Origin of the sequence: Pseudoalteromonas sp. S2721, assembly GCF_005887425.1 — a bacterium.
GTDB lineage: Bacteria > Pseudomonadota > Gammaproteobacteria > Enterobacterales > Alteromonadaceae > Pseudoalteromonas > Pseudoalteromonas simplex.
Map to the genome: position 1 here is coordinate 26,620 of NZ_PNCZ01000008.1, position 25,894 is coordinate 52,513.

The window sequence follows — 25,894 nt, forward strand, 5'->3', positions numbered from 1 at the left end:
TGAAGAGCAAATGGCGCTCTCGGCAGGGATCGAACCTGCAACTTAGCCTCCGGAGGGCCACGTGATATCCATTTCACCACGAGAGCACATTTGTCGTTATCAATACTGACTCGCGATATCAGCATGACAACCCGGCAATGATAATGGCATCTTGCGCTAAATGCTAGCATCAAGGCCTTTATATGCACACAAATTCAGCAATTTGCATTAAAACACTTCACTTTCGTGCAGAACCAAGGTATTAACGTATACTTAATAAAATTAATAACAAGGTGGCAGTATTGCCATGTAAGGGGAATTTGATCATGAGTTTAATGTCTACAGAGCAAGTCGCGGAATTTTTGGGTGTAAAAGTTGAACGCGTAAAGCGCCTTGCTCGCGAACATTTACTGATCTCGAAATCACAAGATGACAAAGGGGAGCCTTTGTTTGAACAAGAAGATGTAAAAAAATATAAAGAACTTGCTGAGCGAATTGGCGGTCTTTAATTTTTAGCTTTTTCTATGAAGTGGTTAAGCTGTGTTAGCAGTGGCGCCACTTTATCCATCGCACCACGTTGTTCATACCAACAAATACATAAAAGTAAAAACAGCGCATGAAATGCCGCGAGCTTTTCAACTGATAAGTAAAACTCGTGATGTTCGCACACTAACGCTTGGTAATGTTTAAGTAACGCCAGTTGCTGCTCATCATTTAACGCAAAGCTCACCACCAGCGCAGCTAAGTCAAAGTAAACATCGTTGCTTTTGGCATATTCAAAGTCGATTAAAAACATACCCGTCTCATTCACAATGATATTTTCTTTCACTAAATCATTATGACAAAAGCCCATGTCTTTAGGTGCACTATCAATATAAGCCAGTGACTGCTTAATTAGCTCTGTGTGTTGCTGGTATCGCGCTGTTTGCTGGTAGTAGTTAATTTCATAAGCAATATTCATCGGCTCAGTTAGCACAGGGTAACGGTGTAAATTAACTAAGTCGGGCAATAAGCTACTACAAAATTCACCGCTGGCAATACTACCTGCCACGTATTCGAAAATAGCCGTGTCGGTTGCTTGTTCTAACCAAAGTGGGGCTGGGCAGCAGCTTTGCTTTGCAAAATGCGCTTGCGCTGCAAGACCAATCGCCGGCCAGTGGTCGCGATAGTGCTTAACCAAAAAATCTTGGCTTGCTGTTTTTACTAGGTAGTTATCATTGCTTAACCCCTCAACCAGTGGACTGATTGAGGTGATAACTAAACGTGAGTTGAAGCGCGTAAAAAGCGCGTGAATTTGTTGCTCAGTTTTCATCTATAGCTGTGCAAGCGGCTTAGCCTGATGCTGCTCGTATTCTTCATACCAAGTTTTAAAGCCCCATGCGGCCATAATGGTGTAAAACACGAAAAGTACTAAGGTTGGGTAATACCCTTTTTCAAAGTACAGATACATAGATGCTGCATCAATTACAATCCAGTACAACCAGTTTTCCAGCACCTTCTTGGCAACAAGGTAGGTTGTCACCACCGCAAAACAGGTGGTAAAGCTGTCTAGATAAGCAAAATCAGCGTGAGTGTAATTGGTCATCACAAAACCAATGGCAACTGAGGCCAGTGAGGTGGCAAGCAAAATCACCGCATGGCGCTTTAACGACCATGAAATAATGGGCAGATGATCTTTATTGTCCATGCCCCTGCGCCAAACGACCCAACCATATACCGCCATATACATGTAGTAAAAATTCAGGAGCGACTCCATCAACAGTGCGCCATTCCAGTACATTACGGTATAAATAAAGGTGCTTACAAACGCGGCAGGCCAACACCATAAGCTTTCTTTAATCGCTAACAGCAAATACGCCACCGATAAAGCAACGGCAATATATTCCCAATGCGACATGGCAGTAAAGCCTGAGAAGGTTTCGTTTAAAAATTCCATAACACGCGCTACTGTAGGCTTTAGTCTTCGCTAGGCGACAAGTCACCATGTAAGAATTTACAGACGAAAATAGCTTTACCAAACTCTTCATAAGAACGTTTGATTTCAGTATTAAGTACAGACATCACTAAATCATAGTCACCAAAAATCTGAGTAGATAGGGTGTTGGTGATCACTTTAAGCCCTTCATAACTGTTTACACGGTCAATAAAACCTTTGATAAACGGAATGTAGTCTTGATGTAGTGGGTACTTACTGATCTCTACTGAAAGTTTCATTATGAGTTACCGAGTCTTTAAAAAGTATTGCATTGTAACCCGCTTGTACTAACAAGTCATGGCTATGGTTATTTTTTAGTGTAAAATCAGCCCCGATAAACATTGAGGATTCATTATGGCACGCCGCATCACTTACAAATTTAAAAACCAGCCTCGCGAAATCAATTTTGCAAAAGATAAATACCGCGATATGTACCATGCGATCGCAGCGGCTGAAGGCATTGATTTAACTAATTACTTAAAGATGGAACAGCAAGTCGAAATGACTTCAAAAGGCTCTGCAGCAGTACGTAACTTTCGTGACCAAGAATTCGCACGAATGGGTTTCAGTGACGTGTATTTTATTAAAGAGTAACAAAGTTACTCTTGATACTCGTAGCTGACTCGTGGGGTGATATTACAGAGTAATTCGTAAGGAATAGTTGTTGCGCACTGGGCAATCTCTTCAACGGGAAGCTCTGGCCCCCACATGATCACCTCATCACCCACTTTTATGTTGTCGCGGTTATCACCAATATCCACCGTGATCATGTCCATCGCCACACTGCCAACAATACCATAGCGTTGTGATTTGATAACCACAGGTGTGCCCTGCTCGGCATGGCGTGGATAACCATCCCCATAGCCCATCGCAACCACCGCAAGCTTAGTCGGTTTATCGCTATGCCAGCGTCCGCCATAGCCAACACACTGATCGGCATCGACATCGCGTATCGCGATAACTCGCGTAGTCAAACGCATAACAGGCTCCAGTCCGTGCTGCTGCCCTACACCATTAAGCATTGGCGATACGCCATAAAGCATCAAGCCAGGACGCACCCACTCACCATGACCTTTTGGCCAAGCAATAATACCAGCAGAGTTTGCAAGGCAATGCTGCTCACTTTTGCCATCTGCCAATGAATTAAATAAGGCAATTTGCTGAGCGGTCTTTTCATCATTGATGTCATCGGCGCACGAGAAATGCGTCATTAACTTAATGTCATCACGGGCATTTGGGCTTGCTTTTAAGCGACTGTAGAAAGACTCAAATTGCGATGGTGCAATACCCAGTCGATGCATCCCAGTATTCACCTTTAACCAGCATGCAATTGGTGCATCAAGGCTTGTTTTTTCAAGCGTTGCGAGCTGATTTTCATCATGAATAATGGTTTGAAAGTTATTGGCAAGCAAGATAGGTAAATCATCTTTATGAAAAAAACCTTCAAGCAATACAATCGGTTTTGTCAGTCCACCTGCACGTAGCGCTAACGCTTCGTCTATTCGCGCAACCGCAAAAGCATCCGCATCATTAAGGTATTGGGCAATTTTTACTAAGCCATGGCCATAGGCGTTGGCTTTAAGCACTGCCATTACTTTGCAACCAGGCGCAAAGCGCTTCACTTGTGCTAAATTATGAGCAAGTGCTTTTAGGTTGATTTCGGCAATGGCTAAGCGCATTAGTATTCGTCGTCCATAGCTGGACCCGCGTAGTTATCAAAACGCGAGAATTGACCTTGGAAGGTTAAACGTACTTTACCGATTGGACCGTTACGTTGCTTACCTATGATGATTTCGGCCACGCCTTTTTCTGCACTGTCTTCGTTATACACTTCATCACGGTAAATAAACATGATTAAGTCGGCATCCTGCTCGATTGAGCCTGATTCACGTAAGTCGGAGTTGATTGGGCGTTTATCGGCACGTTGCTCTAGGGTACGGTTAAGCTGCGATAGTGCAATAACCGGACACTGCAGTTCTTTTGCCAGTGCTTTTAATGAACGAGAGATTTCAGCAATCTCTAAGGTACGGTTATCCGACAAGCTTGGCACACGCATTAGCTGCAAGTAATCGACCATGATCATACTAATACCGCCATGGTCGCGGGCAATACGACGTGCACGCGAACGCACATCTGTTGGTGTAAGGCCTGATGCATCATCGACATACATTTTACCTTTTTCCATCAACAAGCCCATGGTTGACGACAGACGCGCCCAATCGTCATCATCTAGCTGACCGGTACGCACCTTAGTTTGGTTAATACGACCTAGCGATGCCAGCATCCTCATCATGATTTGCTCTGAAGGCATCTCTAATGAGTAAATAAGTACAGGCTTATCTTGGGTCATAGCGGCGTGTTCGGCTAAGTTCATCGCAAAGGTTGTTTTACCCATCGATGGACGTGCTGCCACAATGATAAGGTCAGAAGGCTGCATACCCGCCGTCATTTTATCCAGATCGGTATAGCCGGTACTTACACCTGTCACACCATCTTGTGGCGACTGATAAAGCTCTTCAATCTTATCAACGGTTTTTTCTAAGATACTGTGTAAGTTTTGTGGACCTTCAGTGCTTTTACTACGCTGCTCAGCAATTTTGAATACTTTACTTTCAGCAAAATCGAGCAGGTCATGACTAGTACGCCCCTCGGGGCTAAAGCCAGCTTCTGCAATTTCGTTTGCAACACCAATCATTTCACGAATAACAGCACGCTCTCGTACGATATTCGCGTAAGCATCAATGTTCGCTGCACTTGGCGTGTTCTTGGCAATTTCAGCAAGGTAGGCAAAACCACCAACACTACTTAACTGATTGTTTTTCTCTAAGCTCTCAGAAATAGTGATCAAATCGATTGGATCACCCCCTTCAGCAAGATTCACCATCGCTTCAAAAATCAGCTTATGGGTGCGGGTATAAAAATCCTGCGCAACCACTAACTCAGCAACACGGTCAAACGCTTGATTATCAAGCATTAAACCACCTAAAACAGATTGCTCAGCTTCAATTGAATGGGGAGGGACTTTTAACGTATCGACTTGCTTATCTGGTTTGGCCATAACATCACAAAACTAAAATTGAATGGCTCTATTCTATCTACTTGCTAAGGCTCTGCAAATAGTTAATACCAATCGACTTAAATATTTGGTCAATCTAGCGTGCTAAATAAAGCGCTAACTGCGTTAGAAATGTCTAAAGTAGAGTAACTACATGTCAAAATTTCTGCCTTGTTATCACTTCATTTATCTGTCGCTATTTAAGACCAACAACTTAACACGATTGGTATGAGCGGGAAGTCTTCCCGCTTTATTGTAATTGAGTGAAATATTGTAATTGAGTGAACTGCAATCTTTATTTCTGTTTACGAAGTTCAATGCGTCCGCTAATGGTATCCATTTCTATATCAGCATCCCCACCGTTAATACTAAATTCTAAGTCGCTAGATGGGCCGTATTTCGCCTTCGTTGCTCTGTCATCACTAAGCTCATTAACGATTTTACCGTTAGCGTGAGCTTCAATCTCAAACGTTGCCGATACATCAGCTGGGAAATAAAATTCTGCATCACCACTGACTGATTCAAAACGAATATTGGCATCTGCTAGCAGCTTATTGATGTGTACTTCTGCTTCACCATTTACGGTATTAATGCGCAGCTTTTTAATTGCATCAAAAGCAAAGTCGATATCACCGTTTACGTTTTCAAGACGCACATCTTGTGCTTTGGTTTTTGACTTAATGTCGCCATTCACCGCAGTAAAGCGTAAAGCACCTTGTGAGTTTTTATCGTTAATTTCACCATTAACGGTTTCAAAGCGAATATCACCGCTTAAATCATGAGCATTCACATCACCATTAACCGTTTCAAAGCTCATGTTGCCGCGAATATCTTGCACTGTGATATCACCGTTGACGGTATCAATCTCTGCGCCCGCTTCAAGCTCTTTAGCACTAACTGTGACATTCACCCCAGCAAATTCAAGCTCACTGCTTTTTGGCATGTAAATGGTTAAACGAGAACCGTCACCACTATTCCAGCCACCTAAGTTACGCGGCATTTTTACGATAAATTCAACACGGCTGCCTTCAACCTCTAAACGATAGCCTTGTGCTTTATCGTCAAGCTCACCTTCGATTTTAAGTTGTGGTTTATCCCACCCTTCAATGCGTACATCACCACGTTGGTTTTCAATAAAAATGCGTTTATTTGCAGGTACATCAATTTGTTCATTAATGGTTTGTCCTGCCATTGCCATCAGTGGCAGTAATCCTAAAGTTAAGGCTAGTAATTTCATAATTGTCACTCCTAAATCGTTTGCCACTTCGGTGCATGCACCTTGTTAATTAAGTCCAGTTGTTGCTGATAAACCTGCGACAGCATTTGTAATAAAGCAGGGTTTTCCGGTTCATTCTCAAGTGCTTGCTTAATGGCACTTTCGGCTTCTTCTAACTCTTTTAGTTGCTGCTGCCAGTTATCGGTTAACGCAGGTTGATTTTGATACTGCACCAACAAGCCTTGCTTTTGCTTAGTAAAATAATCGCTCATTGCCATCATGCTATTTGGCTCACCTTGGCCAACAAAAAGCTGTACGGTCAATAGTGCGGCAATACAACAAGCGGCAACTGCAGCGAGTTTATTCCAGCCATGGTTTGGCTTCTCAGTTTGCTCTGGTTGCCCTGTTGCAATTGCTCGCTCAACACCGGGCCAGAGATCTTTGTCTGGGCTAATATCTTGCTTATGGTTAAGCGAGTCATTTAAAAATTGTTCAAATTCTGGCTTACTCATTTTCATACCACTCTTTTAATAACTGCCTTGCACGGTGAAATTGCGATTTACTTGAACCGACTGCCATATCAAGCATGCTTGCTATCTCTTCATGGCGATAGCCTTCAATTGCATGAAGTACAAACACCATACGTGCTCGCTCAGGTAGTCTCAGTACTAATTTGTCAAGGCCGTTAAAGCCGTCGCAATCTGCTGCGCTTTGCTCATCCATACCGCTTTGTTCAAAACTCACTACTTTTTGAAACCAGCTTTTATGTTTGCGAATGTAGCTAATCGCAATATTGCTAGTAACACTGTGTAACCAAGTCGAAAATTGTGAGCGTCCATCAAAGTTCGCGATTTTGTGCCACAACTGTACAAACACTTCTTGTGTTGCATCTTCGGCGTGCTCTTTGTCTGCAAGTAATCGCAAACAAAGGCTATAAACCCGCTTCACATGCAACTCATAAAGTGTTGCATAGGCTGCTTGATCACCGCTTTTTACGCGCTCTATCAAGGCATGCTCACTTTGCTGGGCGAACGCTTGTTCTGCATCTATCAACATCCTGGATGTTGTCCTTTATGATTATTGTTGTGAATTTAGTGTATTAGACGTAAGGAGGGATTCAAAAGGTTTAAATGAAATTAAATTTTTTTGTGTAAGCTACAAATAATTGAGCTTACACAATTTTATTTGGGGATTTGCGTTATTCGGCAGGTGATGCTTCGCTTTCTTCTTCAGTTGTTTCTGCGGTTTTGTAGCTCCAACCTAAAAATACGATATGTGCCGAAGAAGCAGGCGTGCCGCCATTTTGTACTTGTAATAAACCCGCATCATAGTGAGCACCACTGCCCCCTGTTGCGGTAATTGTAGAGCCACGTACACTACCAAACAGCTCACCACTTCCCGATAGCTTCACCGTTGTCAAAGGGGCATAAATAGCCGCATATAAATTCGCAGCACCGCTAAATTGCACGCCATTTACACCATTAAATGATGAGTAGAATGATAACGACGGATGACCACTAGTAGTTAATCCTTCTTGCTCAGTAATAACTTTTGCGCCTGCGCCAATATTGACTTTTCCGGTTAATAACACAGTTAAACTACTGTCTTTTTTAATAGTCAGTGTTGTGCTCCCCGCCATCGAAAAGTCACCATCAATCAATAAAATAACATCACCACCAGACACTTCCATTTTGCCGTCACTGGTCATTTTGAGTCTATCAAGAGCAAAAATATACTCTTTGCTATTGCTACCATTAGCTTGGTTCTGTGCTTTAGAGTTAAACAAGAAAACATCAGCAAGGCTTGGCATAATAACTTGGCTACCGCTACTAAAATAGCCTTTTTCAGTATTAAGTTTAAATTGTTGCGTAGGACCAATCGAGACAGAACTGTAACTACTCACTTGGTCTGTGATGCCCGTCATTTTCTCTGGCAAAATTAACGGGTCGCAACTGGTGTCTGGGTTTGTAGGGTCATAATCAGGTGCAGCTGGATCGGCTACAGTTACCGGTTCAACATTCGGGTTCACGTTAAATTTACGATCACTATAATGCACACCATCTTGCTGGTTATTGCTGGTATCTTTAAAATCGCCTGAACCGCCATACATAATATCCAACGCTTCGCCTTGGCTATTCGTGATGAATGTTGACCACTGCATTTTTGCATCACCATTGGCTCGCACAACCCCCGAAACAGTCCCGCCACGATGGGTATAATAACCACGGGTATAGACATTACCGTCTACACGTAAGCCACTGCCAGGAGAGATATAAACACCGGAGTTCGAATGGATATTACCAATAATTGGTGATGAGCCATTTAAGTAAATAACTCCGGTCGCTTTTACATCGCCCTTTATCGGTGAATGACCCGATAGCACTACATCTGAATCGCCAGCAATGGTTGAAACATCACCATCATTCGACTTTGTTTCTTCGTAGCTGCCTTTACTCGAATCATAGCTGTCGATACTACCACTGCCCGATAAATCGACTCCCTTACAGCCCACCATCGCATTAGTGAAAACAGAACTACCTTTCGCACCTTGTACTGCAAAACGGGCGACTAAGTTACTTTGCGCGTCACCATCAAATCGTTGCCCCAAGCTTGCAATTTCAAGCTCACCAGCAGCGTTTTGACTTAAACTGGCATTAAAAATGGCATCATCAGCAATAACACCAGAGCCCGATGCGTTACTGGTTTTACTGATCAAATCTTCAACCGCTAATACACCTTCATCATTCAAGGTTTGTTGCAGTAACTTAGCTTGTTCAAACACACCTTTTTCAGCCATTAAGCGGCTGTTTAATTTCTTTTGAAAGTTGCCACTTAAACGTTCTTGAACAACGTTTTCACGTAGCGAACTAAGCACCACTATGCTAGCCATACTGGTCAAGATCAACACTGTAATTAGGGTAAAACCATTTTGCTTGTTATACACTGCCAGCTCCGTATGCTTTGACTAATATTGCATTAGTTAAGGCAATATCAATGTTAATACCATTACCGAACTGAGCTGGTAAATCATTTGGCTTTACAGTGACTGTGACAAGCTCACCGGCGATATCAAATGACAAAGCTTCGATTCCTGTCAGTAATCGCTCTGAGGCAGCACCATCGAGTGAACACATTAAGTTGCTACCATTTAAGCTATATACTTCAACTACCTGCGCAGTTGTCGCAGAGCCATCACAAGCAATCACCCCGCTAGGTTGAGTAATGGTAATCGTGCTTTTATCTGCACTGATGGTCGGTGTTAGTTGTGTCTGCTTTATGCTGCGGTGGAATACTTTACTGGTATAGCGAATCACTTCTTGAGCGTTTTCAAGCTCTTTACTCACCTCAATCGTGCTTTTAATCGCCGAGTAAGACAAGCTCACTCCCGCTAATAAAAAAGCGCCAGCTGCCAATGCCACCATCAGTTCAACTAAGGTAAAACCCTGAACGCGTTTATTCATGAGCACACCGCCGTTAAATCAGGAAAACTGGCATTTAGACTAATTTGATTTTCTGCATTGTCTGTCATGCGTTTATCAACCCAAGCCACATTAATTTGCATGTCATCACTGTAAGTAGCTGGGATCGTCAGCTGATAATCACTCACTTGTGGCGCGAGCGAAGCTCTAAATATCGCGTCTTGAAAAAGTGCGGTATTGGTTTTTTGAATTTCACAAATACGCGGCCACAAACGCTCAATGGTGTTTTGCCCTTGAATAAGTGACACAGTGTAATCAAAACTATTGGTTGCATATTGCAGCGATTTTAGCTGCGCTGCCGCCAAGCCTAATAATGCGATGCCAGCGATCACCACTGAAATCATCACTTCTAATAATGAAAAGCCTGCCTGCTTATTCATGCACATCCTCGCTGTGAATTTTCTACTAACCAGTTTTGGCCACTTTTAAGCACACACATCACGTAATCAGTGGTATTTGTGTGCTCATCTTTCACTAAAATTTCAGCTTGTTTATCAACTTCGCCACTGGCACTAATGGCCAATGCGACTAAATTGACGGCAACGCCGCTTTTTGTGACCGAAAATTCTTTTAAAACCGTGTCTACGCCGCCCTCGTTGAGGGTCACTTGCCAACTATTATTACTAACAACTAGGTTAATAGGTTTGTCGCGTTTGACCGCTTCACTGCGTGCAAATTTATAAGCACTATTTAATTGATTTGCAGTAGTTACGACGCGATCTTGCAAAATTTGCTGACTAAAAGACGGGAAAGCAAGGGCTGCCATAATGCCAATAACACTCAGCACAACCATTAACTCAATTAAGGTAAACCCTGCAATTCGACGCAATTGTGTTACTCCCAGCAATCACTAAATGAAGCGCTATAACTACCATCATGTTTAACGGTTAAGTCACCACAGCGATCACTCGCTTGCGCCGAACCCGATTTAGGAGCGGCTTTTAAACTGTAGCCACGATTTTTAAAATCGCTTACAGCACCTGATACTTTATCTGTTGCTGTGTAAGTAAGGGTGTAATAGTCAGTATTTTGAGTTGCAAATGCATTGGGGTAGCCGCCATTTCGTGAATAAATTCGTTCAAGACTGGCGCTGTATTGCAGTAACTCTTGTTGAATATCAGCACGGCGACTACGTTGCATGTGCTCAGTGTAAGCAGGCAGTGCTACGCTATACAGAATCCCTAAAATAGCGATCACGATAAGAATTTCTACTAATGTAAATCCTGTTTGTTTACCTATTCCATGTGGTACTAATGCACTTTTCAACCTCAACCCCTTAATACTTTTTAACCAGCACAATATAAATGACAGCGTTGTCAGTGTCAATTTTAACCAATTTACTTTTACTCATTCGATTATACTAATAAGAAAAATAAAATTAAGAAAAAAGAACGTATGTTTGTGAAATAGGTAAGATTATAGGATTGGTATTTATCTGTTTAAAATATAGAAACCAATACTATTGGATGATAACTGAAGAAGCAATAGCGGTACAAAATGCTACAATTTATAAATTTCAGGCACAAAAAAGCCGCACCTAAGTGCGGCTTTTTTTACTTAATATTGCTATTAAGCTTCAGCGATAACGATTACTTTGATAGTAGCCGATACGTCTGAGTGTACCGCGATTGCTACGTCAAATTCGCCAGTCTCACGGATAGTACCTAGAGGTAAACGAACTTCTGATTTAGCAACTTCAACGCCAACAGCTGAAATAGCTTCAGCGATGTCGCGAGTACCGATAGAACCGAATAACTTGCCTTCGTCACCAGCTTTAGAAACTAGTGTAACTTCAGCTAATGCTTCTAACTTGTCAGCGCGAGCTTGAGCAGCAGCTAGATCTTCAGCGATCTTAGCTTCTAAATCAGCACGACGTGCTTCGAAAGTTTCGATGTTAGCTTTAGTTGCAGGAACTGCCTTACCTTGTGGGAAAAGGAAGTTACGTGCGAAGCCAGATTTAACTACAACCTGGTCACCTAGGCCACCTAGGTTTGCGATCTTGTCTAGTAGAATAACTTGCATGTCTCTACACCTTTTAAAAACTGTTAATCCGCTGCTTACTTATGTAAGTCAGTGTATGGAAGAAGGGCTAAGTAGCGAGCACGCTTGATAGCAGTTGCTAGCTGACGCTGATATTTAGCGCTAGTACCTGTGATACGGCTAGGTACGATTTTGCCACTTTCTGTAACATAGTTTCTAAGAGTAGCTAGATCTTTATAATCGATTTGTTGTACGCCTTCCGCTTTGAAGCGGCAGAACTTACGACGTCTGAAATAACGTGCCATGAGTAAAATTCCTCAAAAAATTCTTTCTATATGTTGAGCATGCAAGACCAATTGGCTTAAGCCGTTTCGGCCCTCGTGACGGTTTAAAAACCCCGTCACTTGCACTTGTTGCCCAACGTGCAATTGTTGAGTTTGTTGTTGCATTGGCGTGCCGCTGGCAACAACTTGAAGCCTGACATAACTATTACGGTTAAGGTCTGCTTCAACTTGCATCGATTTATGTTCAAGAACAAAAATACAATGCGGTATACCAGCAGGGCTTTGACTATATTTAGGTGTTTTACAAACAACCCCAGATAGTGTCAGCTGATTCATATAAGGATTAAGCGGTTGGCTCATCTTTTTGTCTCAACTGCAAGCGCCATGCTTGAACTCAAAACGATTAAGCAGCTGGTGCTTCTTTCTTCTCTTCTTTCGCAAGAGGAGATGCTTCAGTTACAGCGTCTTTAGTACGCATAACTAAGTTACGAAGCACTGCATCGTTGTAGCGGAAAGTAGTTTCTAGCTCGCTGATTACTTCAGTAGGTGCTTCAACGTTCATAAGAACATAATGAGCTTTGTGAAGCTTGTCGATTGGGTAAGCCAATTGACGACGGCCCCAGTCTTCAAGACGGTGGATAGTACCACCAGCTTCAGTGATAGAACCAGTATAACGTTCGATCATACCAGGTACTTGCTCACTCTGATCAGGGTGAACCATGAATACGATTTCGTAATGACGCATGGATATTCCTTACGGTTAATAGAGCCTTCTACCGTTTCGGCCAGTCGGTTTAAGGCAAGGAATTAAATTTAATAAGCCGAAATGAGCGCGCATTTTACGCTTAGATTGATAATTAAGCAAGATAAAACAGCAAGCCAAGCTAGATTATTGTGCCCTATTAAGATTTTCTAAACGCTAAAAACAAAAAACCCAGCCGAGGCTGGGTTTTTGATATTCTGAAAACTAAAATTACTTGATTTTAGCTTCTTTGAAAATCACGTGTTTACGAGCTTTAGGATCGTATTTTTTGATTTCCATTTTTTCAGGCATGTTACGCTTGTTCTTGTCGGTAGTGTAGAAAAAACCAGTACCAGCAGTTGAAACTAAACGGATCTTATCGCGCATGATTCAGTTCCTTAAACTTTTTCGCCACGAGCACGGATTTCTGTAAGAACCGCGTCGATGCCTTTTTTATCGATAATACGCATACCTTTAGTAGTAGTGCGTAGTGTTACAAAACGTTTTTCACTTTCAACCCAAAAACGGTGAGTTTGTAGGTTAGGTAGGAAACGACGTTTAGTCGCGTTTCTCGCGTGTGAACGGTGATTACCAACCGCTGGACGCTTACCTGTAACTTGACATACTTTAGACATGTCTATATATCTCCAATAACTTCGCTCGAGCTTAATTTTCCCTTAGGCCAGTATTTGTGCCCCGGGATAAATCGAAGGGCGCTCTTTATACAGCTTATACAGGCAAAGATCAAGTAACAGATCTTATCCAATCAGCTCATGTGTAAATTTGATAGCGGCTAATTATAAAGATCGAATGCCCTTAGGGAAAGTAAAAACTGCATTTAAATTAAACTAATTTCTAAAATCGCCCTAAACTGCTCATTTTTAACACACTCTCTAATACAGTTGGCTCTATATAAGCCCTCTTTCGGCAAACGAAACACAATTTTCACCACCCACTATGATGTGATCCAGCACATTTATATCGACTAAGGCTAAAGCTTGCTGCAATTTAGTGGTGATCAATTTATCGGCCTGACTAGGTTCAGCAACTCCACTTGGGTGGTTATGAGCAAGTATTAGTGCCGCCGCATTATTACGCAGCGCTGCTTTAACCACTTCACGGGGGTACACAGACGCGGCATTAATAGTGCCGTAAAAAAGTACTTCGTCTTTAATCAACTGGTTTTGACTATCTAAGTACAGCACCATAAATACTTCCTGCTGTAAGCCACGTAACTGAATAGTTAAATAGTCATACACGGCTTGTGGCGAAGTAAATAACGCCTCGCGCTTACATTGCTCAAGCATATAGCGCCGGCTTAATTCAAGCACTGCTTGAAGCTGCACATACTTAGCAGCCCCTAAACCCTTTTGAGCGCAAAACTCTTGTTCAGATGCATTAAATAAGTCATGCAGCGTACTATTAATATCGAGCAGATGCTCAGCCAGTTCAATGGCATTCATGCCCGGCACACCGGTTCGTAAGAATATTGCTAATAACTCTGCATCTGAGAGTGCTTTGGCACCTTGGGCAAGTAACTTCTCCCGCGGCCTTGCTGATAAAGGTAAATCGGTTAATGGCATTGCTTCATCCTTAAAACAACTATTCCATATATTAAACTGTACTATAAAATTTAGTTTTTTCCTGTCTGTAGAAAAGAAAACTTCATGCTATCGGTAAAGATTTGCTATCGTTAGCCCATATCGACAAAGGTTAAATTTCACGTAATGACAAAATCAGTAAATAAAAAAATCCTGTTAGGTATGAGTGGTGGTATTGCAGCCTATAAATGCGCAGAACTTGTTCGCCGTTTAAAAGATCAAGGCTGTGAAGTAAAAGTCGTCATGACCGACTCAGCCAAACACTTTATTACTCCTTTAACAATGCAAGCGGTAAGCGGTGAGATTGTTTCTGATTCATTACTCGACCCAGCAGCAGAAGCCGCAATGGGTCATATCGAATTTGCCAAATGGGCAGACCTTATTTTAGTCGCCCCTGCAACCAGTAATATTTTAGCGAAAATGGCCATGGGTATTGCAGATGACTTACTGACGACCCTACTACTGGCTACCCCTGCAAAAGTGGCGGTTGCACCTGCCATGAACCAACAAATGTATGCCCACCCTGCTACACAAGCAAACCTTGCCACACTTAATGAGCGTGGCGTGGCTATTTGGGGCCCAGGTAAAGGCGAGCAAGCCTGTGGTGATGTAGGCGCAGGACGCATGTTAGAGCCTCATGAGTTAGTCGCGCTTTGTACACAACCTGAAGTAGAGCCATTACTTGCAGGCAAAACCATCACGATTACTGCAGGACCAACCCGAGAAGCCCTCGACCCGGTTCGTTATATCTCTAACCACAGCTCAGGCAAAATGGGTTATGCCCTTGCAGAAGCTGCACTTGCGCTAGGTGCAAAGGTAAATCTGATTTCAGGCCCCGTAACAATTAAAGCACCTGCTAATGCCCTGCTTACTAATATAGAAAGTGCTGAGCAATTACTTACCGCCTCAATGGAACTGGCCGCGCAATCGGATGCTTTTATCGGCTGTGCAGCAGTGGCTGATTACCGTGCAGCTGCAATTCATGAGCAAAAGATGAAAAAGCAAGGCGATGAACTAACCCTTACTTTAGTTAAGAACCCAGATGTCATCGCTAATGTCGCAACACTTAGAGAAAACCGCCCTTATACCGTTGGCTTTGCGGCAGAAACTCAAGATGTTGCAAGCTATGCACAAGGTAAGTTAAAGAACAAAAATCTCGATATGATCTGCGCAAATGACGTATCAAAAGAAGGCCTTGGCTTTAATTCTGATCATAATGCTTTAACACTCTTCTGGCACAATGAGCAGCTAGATTTAGCAATGGGAAGTAAAAAAGATTTAGCCATGAGCGTAATGACTGAGCTTGCCAAGCGTTTGTAAAAATGCTGGAAAGAAACTGAATAAAACATTAACATAAGCCACTCATTTGCACAAAAAATGGCTTGTCTGACTCCCAACAGCGCAAGTAATAAATTATAAGAAAGGAATGGTCATGCCTGCGACAAAAAGAAGTAATCGCAAAGAGCAGATTCTGCAAGCACTCGCACAAATGTTAGAAACCAGCCCAGGTCAACGTATCACCACCGCAAAGCTCGCGGCTGAGGTAGGTGTGTCTGAAGCTGCGTTATATCGTCATTTTCCGAGTAAAGCACGGATGTTTGAGGGCCTAATCGAGTTTATTGAAGATACCCTGTTATCACGCATTAACCTCATTTTAGAAAATGAGAAAGAAAGCCAAACACGTGTCTACAATATTTTGCTGTTATTGTTAGCCTTCGCCGAGAAAAACCCGGGCATTACCCGCATTTTGACCGGTGATGCCTTACAAGGTGAGCAAGAGCGTTTACGTGAGCGTGTACAAGGCTTATTTGAAAAGCTAGAAACTCAGTTCAAGCAAGTGCTACGCGAGCGCAAACTGCGCGAAGGTAAAGCATTTCAGTCAGACGAAAGCACCCTAGCCAACTTCTTACTCGCCTATGTAGAAGGTAAGATGAACCAATTCGTGCGCAGCGACTTTAAAGCAAAACCCAGTGCACAATTTGAAAAGCAATGGCCAGAGTTACAAAAGATTTGGTTGTAGTTCAAGTTTTATTAGCTGGTAGTTAAACTACCAGCTTAATACCTACCTTATATACACTTGATTTGAAAAATATTTCTTTTTTGAGTTAGTTAATTGAATTTCGGCCTGGTTACCAACTAGCTGCAATAGTAAGCCCTGAGCAATTTCCCTTTCACCCAATTTCGATTTCACAACAACTTCTTTTCCTTATTGCTCCTTGCAACCTCGGTTTAGGGAAACTCGCTTTAGTAACTGGTTTTAGCCCTTCATTTTCAACAAACAAATTTAGACAATGCTGCTTAGCGGCACTGATCCAGTCATCATGGGATTTAACAATATCAACGTTATTTAAAAAGTGTATCAACGCACTATTTCGACTACTAAATTCACTCGAAACATCGGCCATATTTTTAACTTGCGCCCATTTACGAATAACAACGTACTTGCCTTGCGTGAGCCTCGCTAAACTCGTCGATGCGCCCGTCATCCGGCTATACCATTCGATTCTATAACAAGAAGAACCCAAGCTATGAAGTAGAATAGTCGTATTGCCAAATTCCTTAGTACTGCCCTCAATAACACTCACTTTCAATCCTTTAAGCAAAAGTAAATCAGACTTAAAGGATATGAAGAACAAGCCGTTATGATAATGAGTGACTTTCTTAGTAAGCCTAAGAAATATTCCTAGATTGCAGAGAATGGTTAAACAACTTAAAGGGGCAATCGAGATTAAAGAGCAAAGAATGATGATTCATTTTGAATATTGAGCGGAGTGGTTTTTCTCCGCTCAAAAAGCAAAAAGCCCACAGTTTTCACTGTGGGCTTTCTTTAAATTTGGTGAGTCAGCCAATAAGCCGCTGTTTTGTATGCGCGGAGTGGGTTTTCTTAATTACGTAAAGATATAGAAAGAAAAAAGCCCGTAGCATTCACTACGGGCTTTAATATGATTTGGTGAGTCAGCCAATAAGCCGGGTTCTGTCGTGGATAATCATTCGTCTAGGCCATAAATTGCTCTATGGCTCAAGCAACCTACCCGGTTCTCACGTGGGCCACGCGTTCATTATTTAAAATGATAGAACCCTATTTGGTCTTGCTCCGGGTGGAGTTTACCTTGCAACCAACTGTTACCAGTGGCCCGGTGCGCTCTTACCGCACCCTTTCACCCTTACCAACCGAAGTTGGCGGTCTCCTCTCTGCTGCACTTGTCGTAGGCTCGCGCCCCCCAGCCGTTAGCTGGCACCCTGCCCTGTGGAGCCCGGACTTTCCTCCCCCTGCGCATTTTCGTTGCAGGCAGCGATTATCTCGGCTGACTCGGCGCGCAGTATACCTGAGCGCGCACGTCTATGCAGTAAAGAATTAGTCTTTTTCGTCAATAATTGCTTTATAAAGTGCATTTTTCTTCAAACCAAAATACTCAGCCACAACACCACAGGCTTTTTTCAGTGGCATTTCGGCTTCAAGTAAACCGAGCATACGGCGCGCATCTTCTGGAATATCGTCACTTTGCTTCGCTTTACCCGGTAACATCAATACGATTTCACCGCGCTGCTTAGTGGGATCATCCGTTAAAAACTGTTTTAACTCGGCAACCGTGCCATTGAAAAAGGTTTCGAAGGTTTTGGTGAGCTCTTTGGCGAACACCACTGGCTGCTCTGCACCAAGTGCTATTTCTAAATCATCAAGGCTCGCCATGATACGGTGGGTGCTTTCATACATAATGCTAGTAATGCCTGAGTTTACCGCTTCAATGAAAAAGGTCTGCCTTGCTTTACTCTTTGCAGGTGTAAAACCAATAAACTGAAAACGATCTGTTGGTAAACCAGAACAACACACCGCGGTAATTGCAGCACATGCCCCCGGCACCGGCGTGACGTGCGCGCCTTGTTCACGGCATAAATTAACCACCGCATAACCTGGGTCGCTAATAAGTGGCGTGCCGGCGTCAGATACCAGCGCAATATTCATTCCTTGCTCTAACCAATCTACAATTTGTTGCGCTTTTTGTTTCTCATTATGGTCATGTAAAGCAAAGGTTTTTGCTTTGATATTAAAATGGCTTAACAACTTTCCTGTGTGACGAGTATCTTCAGCGGCTATTAAGTCAACCTCAGATAGGGTTTGGATGGCACGCTGGCTGATGTCATCAAAGTTACCAATAGGCGTGGCAACAATGTAAAGAGTGCCGATTTTATCTGAATTGTCCTCATTTAACATTGAGGTCTCCTGCGTCAGTCAGTAATATAAGCAAATCGCGTTAACGTATCGGGAAATCATTGTGCGACTTAAACTTGTTAGTCTATTAATTGTATTGTCAGGGTTATCGGCTTGTAGCACAACCGAAAAACCTCGAAATAGTGCAGAAAATCAATCGGGCCAATCGAGTATTGCCCTATCACAGCTAACCGACGCACAATCTATGTACCAAGCAGCGCTAAATCGTCAAGGCGCAGATAAAATACAGCTTTTATACACTGCGCGTGATGCGGCTATCAGTGAGGAGCGCTGGGCACTACTAGAAAAAGTCTGCCTTGAACTAGAAGCGACCCCAAGTGTAGACCAAATTCAAAACAAACTTTACATTGCTCTTGCACAAGAGCATCAAGGCAAAAGTGATTTAGCTTTAGCTCAGTTACAGCAGCTCGAGCCGCAGTTAAGCCAGCCTGAACATCAAGCATGGCACCAATATTTAACTGCGCGCGTTTATGCATCGCAAGGTATGCCAAAACGGGCAATGCCTTTCTTTTTTAAAGCATCAACACTTAGCAGCGAAAACAATTTTATCGTTGCCAATCTAAACAAAGATTTATGGCAAAGCCTAACCCAGCTTTCATCGTACGCACTTGAGCGTTTTAATCGTGGCTCTGTGGTGCAACAAGGTTGGGTCAATTTAGCGCTTTATCATCAAGTGTATTTAGGTGCGCCTGTTGAGCTTCATCAAGCAATGAACAACTGGCTGCGTCGCTACCCGGGTCACCCAGCAGCTGAGGTGCTGCCTAAAAAGGTAACAGAGCTAGTACAAATTGAACCTTTAAATGTAAACCGCCTCGCAGTACTACTCCCTCAATCAGGCGCCAATGAGCGATTAGGTGATGCACTAAAAGCAGGTGTGCTTGCTGCCTTAGATGGAAAATCATTAGAACAAACATTATTTATTGATGAGTCGCTATCAGCCGCTGAAATTACACTTAAACTCAGCGAATTTAATGCTGATTTTGTTATCGGCCCTTTATTAAAAACTAATATCGAAAAGCTAACCAACGCTCAAACACTAGTTGATTACCCAGTGATGCATTTAAACACCTTTGATGGTGAGCGAATTTCACAGCAGCACTTTTTCTTTGCTTTAAGTCCTGAACATGAAGTTCAGCAAGCACTGGAGCGATTTTTAACAGCGGGCTATCAAAAGCCGATGCTGCTAGCACCAAATAATAGTAACGGCCAACGCCTAGTTGAATACTTCAATACGCAGTGGCAACGCTACAGCGAAGTTAAACCTCAAATTGGGCTTTACTCTGGTAAAGACGACATGCCGAAAACAATCACTGGCTTACTTGAAGTAGACCAAAGCAAAGAGCGTATTAAAGTTGCCAAATCGTTATTCAAGCAAGAAGTTGAAAGTGAAACTCGCTCGCGCAGCGATATTGATGTGATTTATATTTTAGGTGATGCTACTGAAACGCGTTTAATCAAGCCCTATTTAGACGTAAACGTAAGTACTTTTGCTGAGCGTATTCCGCTTTATGCCAGCTCAAAAAGCCACAGTAAGCAAATCGATAGAACCGACAAAGGCGATTTAGATGGCCTTTATTTTACGGAACTACCTTGGATGCTTGATGGTCAAATTCAACAACACAATTTACGCCAGCAATACGAAAGTTTATGGCCAGAAAACGCAGATATAAGCCAGCGCTTATTTGCCATGGCATTCGATGCAGCCAGTATGCTAGGTGATGTGAAGCAATTAAGCATGGTGCAAGGTAAACGCTTTAGTGGTATCAGTGGTCAACTGAGCATTGCCAGCAATGGCTATGTTACGCGCACTTTAGATTGGGCACAGTACAAGAATAAACAAATTATTGCGGTTGATTTAGCGACTGAGCAACCAATTCCATTATTTATGCAATCTGCCTTTGGAATTAACGCTGCTGAATAATCTTTTTAAAACGTAGTAATAGCTCAAGGATGAAGCTATGTCTTGGTTTAAGCAATTATGGCAAAATAGCCGCGAAAAAGGCCTGTATTACGAAAAACAGGCTGAACAATATTTAATACAACATGGTTTAAAAGCCATTGAACGCAATTACTTATGTAAATACGGTGAGCTAGACCTAATAATGCGTGACGGGCAAACGCTGGTATTTGTAGAAGTAAAATTTAGAAAAAACGCCTTGCGTGGTGGCGCAAACTATGCGCTCAGCAAACAAAAGCAGCAACGATTAAGGCGCACGATTAGCCATTATCTTGCCGAGAAAAAAATCTCAAACCAGTCTATGCGGATAGATTATGTCGCTATAACAGGTGAGCTTAACAGCACCCTAAACTGGTTTAAAAATGTTTACTAACGCCGTTTGGCGTCGGCTTAATTTGGTAGGTTATGCAAGAAACGATAAAAAAAATCTTTACTGAAAATATTCAAGTTCAAATAGCGGCAGGTGAAGTACTGCCAAGCGCACTTGAATCAGCAGCATTCACCATTGCACAAAGCCTCATTAACGGCAATAAGCTGCTATGTTGTGGCACTCCTAGCTGTCATATGTTGGCACAGCACATGGCAGGGCTATTAATTAACTTTTATGAAACCGAGCGCCCTTGCCTACCCGCAGTTGCGCTTGCACAAGATCAAGTTAACTTAGGCGCAGCAGCCAATAACGATGAGCACGAAACCTTTGCACGACAAATTCGTGCATTTGCTCAGCAAGGCGACCTTTTATTAGCAATTGCAGTCAATGGTAATGAAAAGCAAATTATCTCAGCAGTTGAAGCGGCACTGACTCGTGATATGAAAGTGATTGTGCTTGTTGGTGATGACGGTGGTGAATTAGTTGGCTTACTTGGCCCAAATGACGTTGAAATTCGTGTGCCATCAAAGCGCCCAAGCCGTATCGTTGAGTCGCATTTAGTGAATTTGCACTGCCTCAGTGAACTTATCGATTTAACCTTATTCCCACAGGAAGAAAATTAATGTTTAAACAGTCTTTAATTGTTATTAGTACCGTTTTATTGCTGCAAGGCTGTGCAGCTGCCGTTGTCGCCGGTACAGCGGGCGCTGTAACTGCCGCGAATGATCGCCGCACAATCGGTTCACAAATCGACGATAACAACATCGAAATTAAAAGCTCTATCGCTATTAGCGAAAATGAGCGACTACATAAATTTGCCAACGTTAACGTCATTAGCGTTAATGGCATTGTGCTTATGATTGGCCAAGTTGCTAACCCAGAAATGAAAGACGAAGCACAACGCGCTATTGAAGGCGTTGATGGCATTCGTAAAATCCACAACCAAATTCGCATTGGTTCAAATATTGGTATGAGTACGCAAACGCACGACTCTTGGTTAACTTCTAAAGTGAAAACGCAATTGCTCACCACAGAAAGCATCAGTAGCAATAACATCAAAGTAGTAACAGAGAATGGCGAAGTCTTTTTAATGGGCTTAGTGAGCGATTCTGAAGCGAATTTGGCGGTTGATGTAGCACGTAACGTATCAGGCGTTGAACGTGTTATTAAAGTGTTTGAATATCTGTAACGCTAAATAGTTAATTAATAATAAAAAACCCGCTAAATAGCGGGTTTTCTTTTGTCTGACTAAGGTTACTTAATCACTCGTAAGTGAGCACCTTTTTTCTTCTCTGGTTTAGCAGGTGGTTCATCATCTGGCGTAATATCGTCAGGTGTTTCAACACTTTCTAATACCGGAGCAAAATCGTCTTCGTCCTCGATGAATTCTTCTGCAGTAAATACAGTCCCTTCACCATTCTCACGTGCATAAATTGCGAGCACAGCACCCATAGGTACGTACACTTGCATTGGTTGGCCACCAAAGCGCGCATTAAAGCTAAGCTGTTGGTTGTCCATTGCAAATTGTGTTACCGCTGATGGGCTAATGTTCAAAACGATCTGACCGTCTTGCACAAACTGTGTTGGTACTTGTACAGCAGGAAAATCAGCGTTAACCACTAAGTGTGGTGTGCACTGATTATCAACAATCCAATCAAAGAAAGCGCGTAGTAAATAAGGACGATTAGGCGTCATTATAAACGGATCTCACGCTCTGCTTCAGTTAGTGAAGCTTGGAATGATTCACGCTCAAATAAACGCAACATGTATTCTTTAAGCTCTTTCGCGCCTGCACCATTAAGCTCAATGCCAAGCTCAGGTAAACGCCAAAGTAGTGGTGCTAAGTAACAATCAACTAAGCTGAACTCTTCGCTCATGAAGTAAGGTGCTTCAGAGAAGATTGGTGCAATTGCAAGTAACGCTTCTGTCAGCTCTTTACGTGCTTGCGCAGCTTCGCTGCTACCGCTAGTGATTTTGTTAGCTAGGCTATACCAATCCGTGTCGATACGATGCATCATCAGACGACTACGGCCACGCATAACCGGATAAACTGGCATTAGTGGAGGATGAGGGAAACGTTCATCAAGGTATTCCATGATGATGTTTGCCTGATATAAACCAAGCTCACGATCGATCAGTGTTGGTACTGTACCGTAAGGGTTAATCTCATGAAGTGCTTCTGGCAGGTTATCCTTTTCAGCCAGGTGAATGTCAACACTTACACCTTTTTCAGCAAGTACGATACGTACTTGATGGCTATACATACAGTTAGCACCAGAAAACAGGGTCATTACAGGGCGCTTATTGGCAGCTACGGCCATGCCTACCTCCATTATATTACAAAAACAGCAATAGGGGCTTAAGCCCCTATCACAAAACTACCTTTCAAAATGCCCAGGATTAGTGAACATCTCTCCAGTATTCTTTCTTCAGCATGAATGCCAAGATAAATAGAATCACTAGGAAACCAATTACCTTTAGACCTAACGCTTCTGACTCTAAACGTGACGGCTCGCCAACGTAAGCTAAGAAGTTAGTTAAGTCACGAGCAGCACGATCGTACTCGTCAACACTCATTTCACCAGAACCATCTGTCTCAACGCCAACAACTTTAGTCACTGTGTGACCATGTTCTTCCACTTCTTCAGTGATTGGTGTTGGTAAGCCTTGTAGTTCTTGAAGAACGTGTGGCATACCTACCGATGGGAAAACAACGTTGTTTACGCCAAACGGACGAGATTCATCTTTATAGAATGACTTCAGGTAAGTATAGATCCAGTCAGTACCACGAACTCGCGCTACAAGCGTAAGATCCGGTGGCGCTGCGCCAAACCATTTAGCTGCGTCATCTTTATCAATCGCATTTTTGATGTGGCTACCTACTTTTGAGCCATCAAAAATTAGTTGCTCTTGACCAATCTCAGTAGGAATACCGATATCGCGGAACGTACGCTCATAACGTTGATACTGCATTTGGTGACAACCAAGACAGTAGTTCATGAACAATTTAGCACCGCGCTGTAAAGATGCGTTATCTTTAAGGTCAATGTTCGCATCCATTAAAGGAACCGAAGGACCTGCTGCCATTGTCAACGATGGCAACAATGCGAATAAACCGATAATTAGCTTTTTCATCATTTCGTCAACCTCGTTGGTAATGGCTTAGTTTTCTCATTCTTGCTGTAAACAAATAACAATACGAAGAACATGAAGTATGTCACAGTCGTGATTTGCGATAACAGCGTTTTGAAATCAGTTTGTGGTGTAGCACCAACCCAACCCAAGATAACGAAAGTTACCACGAATTGTGCGATGTTTAACTTGTGTAAGCCACAACGATAACGAATAGAGCGAACCGAACCACGGTCAATCCAAGGTAGTAACGCAAGCACTACGATAGATGCACCCATCGCCACAACCCCCATTAACTTGTTAGGGATTGCACGTAGGATTGCGTAGAATGGCGTAAAGTACCAAACTGGGAAAATGTGCTCTGGTGTTTTCAGAGGGTTAGCTGCTTCGAAGTTTGGCGCTTCTAAGAAGAAACCATTCATCGCAGGCATAAAGAATACAACCCAACAGAATAAGATTAAGAAACCAACCACACCCACAATATCTTTTACTGTGTAGTAAGGGTGGAACGGGATTGCATCAACAATGTCTTTCTTGTTGGTGTAATACTCGTGGAATTTGAATTTAGGCTTATCTTCTTCAGCTACAGTGCCTTTCTTACGCTTGATTTCAACACCATCTGGGTTGTTTGAACCCACTTCGTGTAGTGCAACAATGTGTAAGAATACTAAGATAACGATTACTAAAGGTAATGCAATTACGTGTAGTGCAAAGAAGCGGTTAAGCGTAGCACCAGAAATTACGTAGTCACCACGGATCCAAAGCGTTAAATCATCACCAATAACCGGAATCGCACCGAATAGTGAAATGATTACCTGTGCACCCCAGAAAGACATTTGTCCCCAAGGAAGTAAGTAACCCATGAAAGCTTCAGCCATAAGCGCTAAGAAGATGAACATACCGAATAACCACAGTAATTCACGTGGTTTTTGGTAAGAACCGTAGATCATGCCACGGAACATGTGCAGGTATACAACGATAAAGAACGCTGATGCACCTGTTGAGTGAAGGTAACGAAGTAACCAACCGTATTCAACATCACGCATGATGTATTCTACCGATGCGAAAGCACCTTCAGCAGATGGTACGAAGTTCATTGTTAACCAGATACCAGTTACGATTTGGTTAACAAGTACTAACATGGCTAGAGAGCCAAAGAAGTACCAGAAGTTAAAGTTTTTTGGTGCTGGATACTGTGCAATATGCATGTTCCAAACACGTGTCATTGGAATACGATCGTCGATCCAACCAATAATTTTACCAAACATTACGCCACTCCTTTTTCTTCACCGACTAGAATAGTCGTGTCATCAAGGAAGGTATACGGAGGAATTTCTAGATTTAATGGTGCAGGTACAGATTGGAATACACGACCAGCCATATCAAATTTAGAACCGTGACACGGACAGAAGAAACCGTCATCTGTGCCCTCTACTTTCTCACCAAAGCCACCTTGTAGGAAGCTAGGAGAACAACCTAAGTGCGTACAAATACCAACAGCAACGAAGATCTCAGGACGTTGCGAACGATATTCATTGGTTGATGATTCAGGTTGTTGAGGCTCTTCAGACGCAGGATCACGAAGTTGACCTTCATGTTCTTTCATCTGTTCAAGCATTCTTGGTGTACGATTAATAACCCAAACAGGTTTTCCTCGCCACTCAACACGTATTAATTGTCCTGGCTCAAGCTTGCTGATATCTACTTCTACAGGCGCACCCGCAGATTTAGCTCGCTCACTTGGATTCCAAGACGCAATAAAAGGAACAGCAGCCCCAGCCGCACCAACACCACCAACAACAGAGGTAGCTATGGTTAAAAAGCGACGTCGGCCATTGTCTACAGGCGCATTGCTCATCCACTTATCTCCACTATGATTCCCAACACTTGCCA

General features: G+C 42.7%; 35 protein-coding genes, 1 tRNA gene and 1 other RNA gene. 8 read left to right on the top strand and 29 right to left on the bottom strand.

Translation table 11 applies throughout. The features are described from left to right. Window positions 1-11: 11 nt before the first annotated feature. A tRNA-Arg gene (locus CWC02_RS03330) sits at window positions 12-86 on the bottom strand. A 219-nt stretch (window positions 87-305) separates the two neighbouring features. Between CWC02_RS03330 and CWC02_RS03335 the strand changes: the two genes are divergently transcribed. Further along, window positions 306-488 (top strand): helix-turn-helix domain-containing protein, encoded by a 183-nt coding sequence (locus CWC02_RS03335; protein ID WP_054554205.1) that lies wholly within the window; start codon window positions 306-308, stop codon window positions 486-488. On the opposite strand, the gene CWC02_RS03340 is transcribed toward CWC02_RS03335, so the two are convergent. From CWC02_RS03340 to CWC02_RS03350, 3 genes are read right to left on the bottom strand one after another with little or no spacing between them, the layout of a single operon-like run. Beyond that, a complete protein-coding gene (locus tag CWC02_RS03340; RefSeq protein WP_054554204.1) occupies window positions 485-1,291 on the bottom strand; it encodes a phosphotransferase family protein in 807 nt (268 codons plus the stop codon). The two genes, CWC02_RS03335 and CWC02_RS03340, sit on opposite strands and share 4 nt — an antisense overlap. Next, the gene (pnuC, locus tag CWC02_RS03345) at window positions 1,292-1,915 is read right to left on the bottom strand and encodes a nicotinamide riboside transporter PnuC (protein ID WP_138616418.1); all 624 of its coding nucleotides are present in this window, start codon (window positions 1,913-1,915) and stop codon (window positions 1,292-1,294) included. 20 nt (window positions 1,916-1,935) lie between these two features. Next, window positions 1,936-2,193 (bottom strand): YkoF family thiamine/hydroxymethylpyrimidine-binding protein, encoded by a 258-nt coding sequence (locus tag CWC02_RS03350; protein ID WP_054563401.1) that lies wholly within the window; start codon window positions 2,191-2,193, stop codon window positions 1,936-1,938. A gap of 115 nt (window positions 2,194-2,308) precedes the next feature. On the opposite strand from CWC02_RS03350, the gene CWC02_RS03355 reads away from it, so the two are divergent. After that, window positions 2,309-2,548, top strand: coding sequence for a DUF2960 domain-containing protein (locus CWC02_RS03355; RefSeq protein WP_054554201.1), 240 nt, complete (start codon window positions 2,309-2,311; stop codon window positions 2,546-2,548). 5 nt (window positions 2,549-2,553) lie between these two features. Here the strand turns inward: CWC02_RS03355 and alr are convergent, their stop codons facing one another. The 17 genes from alr to radC all read right to left on the bottom strand — a co-directional run bounded on the left by alr (window position 2,554) and on the right by radC (window position 14,293). After that, window positions 2,554-3,633, bottom strand: a complete 1,080-nt coding sequence (alr, locus tag CWC02_RS03360; RefSeq protein WP_138616420.1) for an alanine racemase — start codon at window positions 3,631-3,633, stop codon at window positions 2,554-2,556. Then, window positions 3,633-5,012, bottom strand: coding sequence for a replicative DNA helicase (dnaB, locus tag CWC02_RS03365; protein ID WP_054554199.1), 1,380 nt, complete (start codon window positions 5,010-5,012; stop codon window positions 3,633-3,635). Before dnaB ends, alr begins: the two co-directional genes overlap by 1 nt. Window positions 5,013-5,304: 292 nt before the next feature. After that, on the bottom strand, window positions 5,305-6,246 hold the full coding sequence (locus CWC02_RS03370) for a DUF4097 family beta strand repeat-containing protein (RefSeq protein WP_138601277.1): 942 nt from the start codon (window positions 6,244-6,246) through the stop codon (window positions 5,305-5,307). Between the two features lie 11 nt (window positions 6,247-6,257). Then, window positions 6,258-6,743 carry a hypothetical protein gene (locus CWC02_RS03375; RefSeq protein WP_082389308.1) on the bottom strand — a complete coding sequence of 162 codons (486 nt, stop codon included), beginning with the start codon at window positions 6,741-6,743 and terminating at the stop codon, window positions 6,258-6,260. Continuing rightward, window positions 6,730-7,281, bottom strand: coding sequence for an RNA polymerase sigma factor (locus CWC02_RS03380; RefSeq protein ID WP_054554197.1), 552 nt, complete (start codon window positions 7,279-7,281; stop codon window positions 6,730-6,732). The genes CWC02_RS03375 and CWC02_RS03380 overlap by 14 nt, the downstream gene beginning before the upstream one ends. A 142-nt stretch (window positions 7,282-7,423) precedes the next feature. After that, window positions 7,424-9,169: a DUF7305 domain-containing protein gene (locus CWC02_RS03385; RefSeq protein WP_249364075.1), complete on the bottom strand. Its 1,746-nt coding sequence runs from the start codon at window positions 9,167-9,169 to the stop codon at window positions 7,424-7,426. Then, window positions 9,162-9,686 carry a prepilin-type N-terminal cleavage/methylation domain-containing protein gene (locus CWC02_RS03390; RefSeq protein ID WP_138616422.1) on the bottom strand — a complete coding sequence of 175 codons (525 nt, stop codon included), beginning with the start codon at window positions 9,684-9,686 and terminating at the stop codon, window positions 9,162-9,164. The genes CWC02_RS03385 and CWC02_RS03390 overlap by 8 nt, the downstream gene beginning before the upstream one ends. Then, a complete protein-coding gene (locus tag CWC02_RS03395) occupies window positions 9,683-10,084 on the bottom strand; it encodes a type IV pilus modification PilV family protein (protein WP_054554195.1) in 402 nt (133 codons plus the stop codon). Before CWC02_RS03395 ends, CWC02_RS03390 begins: the two co-directional genes overlap by 4 nt. Continuing rightward, window positions 10,081-10,533, bottom strand: coding sequence for a GspH/FimT family pseudopilin (locus tag CWC02_RS03400; protein WP_054554194.1), 453 nt, complete (start codon window positions 10,531-10,533; stop codon window positions 10,081-10,083). The genes CWC02_RS03395 and CWC02_RS03400 overlap by 4 nt, the downstream gene beginning before the upstream one ends. Before the next feature lie 5 nt (window positions 10,534-10,538). Next, window positions 10,539-10,970 (bottom strand): type IV pilin protein, encoded by a 432-nt coding sequence (locus CWC02_RS03405; protein ID WP_222938086.1) that lies wholly within the window; start codon window positions 10,968-10,970, stop codon window positions 10,539-10,541. Between the two features lie 303 nt (window positions 10,971-11,273). Beyond that, window positions 11,274-11,726 (bottom strand): 50S ribosomal protein L9, encoded by a 453-nt coding sequence (gene rplI, locus CWC02_RS03410; protein WP_054554192.1) that lies wholly within the window; start codon window positions 11,724-11,726, stop codon window positions 11,274-11,276. Between the two features lie 35 nt (window positions 11,727-11,761). After that, window positions 11,762-11,989: a 30S ribosomal protein S18 gene (gene rpsR / locus CWC02_RS03415; protein ID WP_002962753.1), complete on the bottom strand. Its 228-nt coding sequence runs from the start codon at window positions 11,987-11,989 to the stop codon at window positions 11,762-11,764. A gap of 12 nt (window positions 11,990-12,001) precedes the next feature. Then, window positions 12,002-12,304, bottom strand: coding sequence for a primosomal replication protein N (gene priB, locus CWC02_RS03420; RefSeq protein ID WP_036973732.1), 303 nt, complete (start codon window positions 12,302-12,304; stop codon window positions 12,002-12,004). Between the two features lie 67 nt (window positions 12,305-12,371). After that, the gene (rpsF, locus tag CWC02_RS03425) at window positions 12,372-12,713 is read right to left on the bottom strand and encodes a 30S ribosomal protein S6 (protein WP_036973113.1); all 342 of its coding nucleotides are present in this window, start codon (window positions 12,711-12,713) and stop codon (window positions 12,372-12,374) included. 228 nt (window positions 12,714-12,941) lie between these two features. Further along, complete coding sequence (rpmG, locus tag CWC02_RS03430; protein WP_022946036.1) at window positions 12,942-13,097, bottom strand: 50S ribosomal protein L33; 156 nt, start codon at window positions 13,095-13,097, stop codon at window positions 12,942-12,944. An 11-nt stretch (window positions 13,098-13,108) separates the two neighbouring features. Beyond that, window positions 13,109-13,345: a 50S ribosomal protein L28 gene (gene rpmB, locus CWC02_RS03435; RefSeq protein WP_036973115.1), complete on the bottom strand. Its 237-nt coding sequence runs from the start codon at window positions 13,343-13,345 to the stop codon at window positions 13,109-13,111. 273 nt (window positions 13,346-13,618) lie between these two features. Continuing rightward, complete coding sequence (gene radC / locus CWC02_RS03440; RefSeq protein WP_138601269.1) at window positions 13,619-14,293, bottom strand: RadC family protein; 675 nt, start codon at window positions 14,291-14,293, stop codon at window positions 13,619-13,621. A 144-nt stretch (window positions 14,294-14,437) separates the two neighbouring features. Here radC and coaBC point away from each other — a divergent pair, with 144 nt between their 5' ends. Both coaBC and slmA read left to right on the top strand, forming a co-directional pair. After that, window positions 14,438-15,631, top strand: a complete 1,194-nt coding sequence (coaBC, locus tag CWC02_RS03445) for a bifunctional phosphopantothenoylcysteine decarboxylase/phosphopantothenate--cysteine ligase CoaBC (protein ID WP_138616424.1) — start codon at window positions 14,438-14,440, stop codon at window positions 15,629-15,631. Between the two features lie 112 nt (window positions 15,632-15,743). Continuing rightward, window positions 15,744-16,331 (top strand): nucleoid occlusion factor SlmA, encoded by a 588-nt coding sequence (gene slmA / locus CWC02_RS03450; protein ID WP_054554189.1) that lies wholly within the window; start codon window positions 15,744-15,746, stop codon window positions 16,329-16,331. A 151-nt stretch (window positions 16,332-16,482) separates the two neighbouring features. On the opposite strand, the gene CWC02_RS03455 is transcribed toward slmA, so the two are convergent. The 3 genes from CWC02_RS03455 to rsmI all read right to left on the bottom strand — a co-directional run bounded on the left by CWC02_RS03455 (window position 16,483) and on the right by rsmI (window position 18,524). Continuing rightward, window positions 16,483-16,896, bottom strand: a complete 414-nt coding sequence (locus tag CWC02_RS03455) for a hypothetical protein (RefSeq protein WP_249364076.1) — start codon at window positions 16,894-16,896, stop codon at window positions 16,483-16,485. Window positions 16,897-17,258: 362 nt separating this feature from the next. Then, window positions 17,259-17,624, bottom strand: an RNA gene (gene rnpB, locus CWC02_RS03460) — RNase P RNA component class A. 42 nt (window positions 17,625-17,666) lie between these two features. Then, entirely contained in the window at window positions 17,667-18,524 is an 858-nt protein-coding gene (rsmI, locus tag CWC02_RS03465; protein WP_138616426.1) for a 16S rRNA (cytidine(1402)-2'-O)-methyltransferase, read from the bottom strand. 61 nt (window positions 18,525-18,585) lie between these two features. Between rsmI and CWC02_RS03470 the strand changes: the two genes are divergently transcribed. From CWC02_RS03470 to dolP, 4 genes are read left to right on the top strand one after another with little or no spacing between them, the layout of a single operon-like run. Continuing rightward, a complete protein-coding gene (locus tag CWC02_RS03470) occupies window positions 18,586-20,463 on the top strand; it encodes a penicillin-binding protein activator (protein ID WP_054554186.1) in 1,878 nt (625 codons plus the stop codon). Window positions 20,464-20,500: 37 nt separating this feature from the next. After that, complete coding sequence (locus CWC02_RS03475) at window positions 20,501-20,872, top strand: YraN family protein (RefSeq protein WP_138602020.1); 372 nt, start codon at window positions 20,501-20,503, stop codon at window positions 20,870-20,872. Window positions 20,873-20,904: 32 nt separating this feature from the next. After that, window positions 20,905-21,492 carry an SIS domain-containing protein gene (locus CWC02_RS03480; protein ID WP_138602022.1) on the top strand — a complete coding sequence of 196 codons (588 nt, stop codon included), beginning with the start codon at window positions 20,905-20,907 and terminating at the stop codon, window positions 21,490-21,492. After that, window positions 21,492-22,058 carry a division/outer membrane stress-associated lipid-binding lipoprotein gene (gene dolP / locus CWC02_RS03485; RefSeq protein ID WP_138616428.1) on the top strand — a complete coding sequence of 189 codons (567 nt, stop codon included), beginning with the start codon at window positions 21,492-21,494 and terminating at the stop codon, window positions 22,056-22,058. Before CWC02_RS03480 ends, dolP begins: the two co-directional genes overlap by 1 nt. A 65-nt stretch (window positions 22,059-22,123) precedes the next feature. Here the strand turns inward: dolP and CWC02_RS03490 are convergent, their stop codons facing one another. The 5 genes from CWC02_RS03490 to petA all read right to left on the bottom strand — a co-directional run bounded on the left by CWC02_RS03490 (window position 22,124) and on the right by petA (window position 25,859). Further along, window positions 22,124-22,564 carry a ClpXP protease specificity-enhancing factor gene (locus tag CWC02_RS03490; RefSeq protein WP_054554182.1) on the bottom strand — a complete coding sequence of 147 codons (441 nt, stop codon included), beginning with the start codon at window positions 22,562-22,564 and terminating at the stop codon, window positions 22,124-22,126. Then, window positions 22,564-23,190, bottom strand: coding sequence for a stringent starvation protein SspA (sspA, locus tag CWC02_RS03495; protein WP_054554181.1), 627 nt, complete (start codon window positions 23,188-23,190; stop codon window positions 22,564-22,566). The genes CWC02_RS03490 and sspA overlap by 1 nt, the downstream gene beginning before the upstream one ends. Window positions 23,191-23,269: 79 nt before the next feature. Continuing rightward, a complete protein-coding gene (locus CWC02_RS03500; protein WP_054554180.1) occupies window positions 23,270-24,007 on the bottom strand; it encodes a cytochrome c1 in 738 nt (245 codons plus the stop codon). Next, window positions 24,004-25,269 (bottom strand): cytochrome b, encoded by a 1,266-nt coding sequence (locus CWC02_RS03505; RefSeq protein WP_054554179.1) that lies wholly within the window; start codon window positions 25,267-25,269, stop codon window positions 24,004-24,006. Before CWC02_RS03505 ends, CWC02_RS03500 begins: the two co-directional genes overlap by 4 nt. Next, complete coding sequence (petA, locus tag CWC02_RS03510; RefSeq protein ID WP_054554178.1) at window positions 25,269-25,859, bottom strand: ubiquinol-cytochrome c reductase iron-sulfur subunit; 591 nt, start codon at window positions 25,857-25,859, stop codon at window positions 25,269-25,271. Before petA ends, CWC02_RS03505 begins: the two co-directional genes overlap by 1 nt. Window positions 25,860-25,894 lie beyond the last annotated feature (35 nt).